The 3441-nt window shown below is 51.3% G+C and carries 3 protein-coding genes; all 3 read right to left on the reverse strand.

Annotation, left to right across the window (positions count from 1 at the left end; translation table 11 throughout):
- Positions 1 to 609: serine hydrolase domain-containing protein (locus tag POTG_RS08000; protein ID WP_009224320.1), on the reverse strand; the 609-nt coding region annotated here is incomplete at its 3' end.
- A 261-nt stretch (positions 610 to 870) separates the two neighbouring features.
- Positions 871 to 2514 (reverse strand): MDR family MFS transporter, encoded by a 1644-nt coding sequence (locus tag POTG_RS08005; protein WP_009224321.1) that lies wholly within the window; start codon positions 2512 to 2514, stop codon positions 871 to 873.
- Positions 2515 to 2532: 18 nt separating this feature from the next.
- On the reverse strand, positions 2533 to 2970 hold the full coding sequence (locus tag POTG_RS08010) for a MarR family winged helix-turn-helix transcriptional regulator (protein WP_009224322.1): 438 nt from the start codon (positions 2968 to 2970) through the stop codon (positions 2533 to 2535).
- Positions 2971 to 3441: the final 471 nt, after the last annotated feature.

Raw genomic sequence — 3441 nt, forward strand, 5'->3', positions numbered from 1 at the left:
CTCCGCTGACGCCAGCTCCGGCAGCGGGCGTCCCGCCACCTTGGCGATGATCTCGCCAAGCAAAATATAGCCCAGGTCGCTATACACCACCCTAGCGCCCGGGGCTGCTTCCGGCGGAGCCTGGCAAATGAAGTCCACAATCTCCCCCCGGCTGAAGCCGTAGGAGTGCAGATCGTAGAATGGTGCCAGGCCCGCCGTATGCGTGAGCAGATGCCGGAGCGTCATCTGCTCTCCCCCCGTCCCTGACCGCCGCTTCGCTTCCGCGGCGGCCAGGGACGGCAAGTACAACGCTGCCGGATCATCCAGCCGCAGCTGCCCGCATTCGGCCAGCAGCAAGGTCAGCGGCAGCGTCACCACGATCTTCGTCAGCGAGGCGCAGTCGAAGATCGTCTCAAACGAGACCGGCGTCTTCCCGGTGTCGTCGTCCACGGCGTTACCGCAGGCGAAGCGAATTCGCCTGCCGCGCCGGGACACAACCGCAACTCCGCCGGGAATCTCCCCTGCGCTCACCGCTTCGCGCAGCGTATTCCCGATCCACGGAACTCGATCCGGGTCCAGTCCCATCGCTTCCGCCGCTTCCGTAGCCTCGAGCCAATTCACTTCGCTCATCTGCAACCCTCCTTGGCCTTACTTAAATCAGCTGATAGTTTTGCTCTTAGGGCAATTATAAAGACGTTGAAATTTTATTTCAATAAGAAAATATATTTTGAAATTTAATTCCGCAAAATTGTCCAATACTTCTGTTAAATCAACAATTTTCGCCACGTTTTTCTCACATCAACTTAACGCAAAAAGCCAGAGTCTTCGCATCCGAAATGCGATAACTCTGGCTTGATGAAACAGCTAAAACTTACATAGAGAACTTCTGACTTAAGCTTGATGCGGAGCCGAGGCTTTTGCCGCTTGCACCGCACCTTCCTCGCCGCCTTCCTTGGCAGTTTGGGGTGTTGGTTCCTGGTTCGTGGACCGAAGCGGCAGCTCACGAAGGAAGAAGACCAGCACGAAGGCCACAACCAACACCAACGTACCTGTAAAGAATACGGTAGACAACGTAGTTCCCAAGGCATCACGGATGCCTTGGATCATCTGTGCAAACAGCGGCTGTGCATCAGCCGGCAAACTTGCTTGCGTTTGCTCCAGCAGCGGCTTGTTCATCAACGTCTGCGGATTAGCGAAGGCCGTCATTCGCTGAACCAATTGCGGATCCATCTGGCTCATATCCGGTGCAGACGAGGATTGCAGCGCCTCTTTCAGGTTTTTCGTCAAGTTGTTGGACATGACCGTCCCCATCACGGCGATCCCAATCGTACCGCCAAGGTTACGGAACAGCTGCGTCGATGCAGTAACAACGCCAAGCTCTTTATGCGGCACGGCATTTTGCGTGGCCAGCGAGAATACCGGCATCCCGACACCCAAGCCTAAACCAAATACGATCATACTAAGAATGGCAACCGGTACGCTGTTCATGAAGATCATGATGACCATCCCTGCGATCATGATCGGAATACCAAACAAGGCAAACTGTTTGTATTTCCCTTTCTTGGCGATTAACTGACCAGTGATGGCGCTCGCGACAACCATGACGATAGACATCGGCATCGTAACGTAGCCGGCATAAGTCGGCGAAATGCCCAACACGCCCTGTACGAAGAACGACAAGTAAATCAGGGCGCCCATCATTCCGAAGTTCATAATAAAACCGATTATATTCGAAATCGTCACCACATCGTTTTTAAACAAGTGCAGCGGCAAAATCGGATTTTTCGCCTTCGATTCCACGAACACGAAGATCAAACCAGACACGACTGTGGCCACCAGCAAACCGATGATTTGCGTCGAACCCCAAGCGTAGGTCGTTCCCGCCCAAGAGAAGGCCAACAGCAGCGGCACAATTGTTGTCGTCATAAACAACGAGCCTACATAGTCGATACTTTGAGAGCTGCCGCGTTCCATCTTTGGAAATAGCGACAAAATCATGATAAATGCTACAATGCCCAGCGGCAGGAAGATCCAGAACAGCCAGTGCCAATCCATGTGATCGACGAGGTAACCGCCCAAGGTTGGGCCAAGTACGCTCGAAAAGCCAAAAATCGCGGTCATCAGACCCATCCATTTCCCGCGCTCCCGCGGCGGGAACAAGTCACCTACAGCCGTAAAGGCCGTCGACTGGATAATCCCGGCGCCGATCCCTTGAATCCCCCGGTAAGCGATGAACTGGAACACGTCCGAAGACGTCCCCGTCATAAAAGCGCCCATCATAAAGAGCAGAATCCCAATCAACAGGAACGGCTTCCGCCCGTACATATCGGACAGCTTGCCGACCAGGACGGTAGCAATTGTGGACGTCAGCAAGTAAATATTGATCGTCCAAGTATAATAGTCCATGCCGTCCAGAATCGAAATAATTCGCGGCATGGCTGTGCTCACGATCGTCTGGTTGATGGCGGCGAAGAACATCGCGGCCATGATAGCGATCATGATCGAAACTTTGCGTTTAAGTGATAAATGTTCCATGTAGTTTCTCCATCTCCGTTATGATTTATTTTCTATATTTGCAAGCACCACGCCAAGAATTCGCCGCAAATGCTGTAAATCTTCCTCATGCAGCTGATCAAAAATCCCCTCGAGCATCTCCTTCTGCCGTTCGGTGATCTGGTTGATGATTTCCCTCCCCCGATCGGTAATCGAGATGTTTACAACCCGGCGGTCGTTCTCCCCGCGTTCGCGGTTCACATACCCCTCCGTAACCAACCGGTCCGTAATTCCCGTGATTGCTGCCGAGGTAATCCCCAAGCTCTCTGCGATCTGCGATACGGTATGCGTACCGGAGGTGTGCAGCATGTAGAGCATTTTATATTGCGGAAAACTAAGGTTAAACTCACCCCCGCGTTTGTTCCACTCCTGCGTGATCGCCTTGAACAGCGTTCGAAACATCGAGGTGACTTCGAACAGCTCTTCTTTTTTCACCAACGTTTCTCTCCTCCTTCCTGCCTTGAGCCGTTCGATTAATTTAACAATTTAATTAATTTACTACTTAAATATTTCAGCGGTTAATAATATACTCCTTAATAAATCCCCCGTCAAGCACCCGGCTCAACGAACTTTTTGACAGCGGAAAATGCGGCCCTGGTTATCCCCCTCCACTTTTGCTGCTCAATGCGGGCTTCCCGCTCCTTTTCCCCCTTATCCCCTTTTTTCGCGCCTCTTTTACACCATTATCCCTTTCGTTCAGAAATAGGTGATTAAATCATCCGACCTTTATAGGAGATGAATTCATCCAACCTTTTTAGAGTAGATAGAACAAGATGGAGAGTTGGGATATTTTTCTTGATGACGGAACATTTGTTTGGTATAATGAGGAAAAAGAGAACGAATGTGCGTAATTGTTGAGTTAGAGGGATTTAAATTGGAGGGATCGGACATGGAATTAGGTACGAGCAT

Source organism: Paenibacillus sp. oral taxon 786 str. D14, assembly GCF_000159955.1.
In the GTDB taxonomy this organism is placed as follows: Bacteria; Bacillota; Bacilli; order Paenibacillales; family Paenibacillaceae; genus Fontibacillus; species Fontibacillus phoenicis.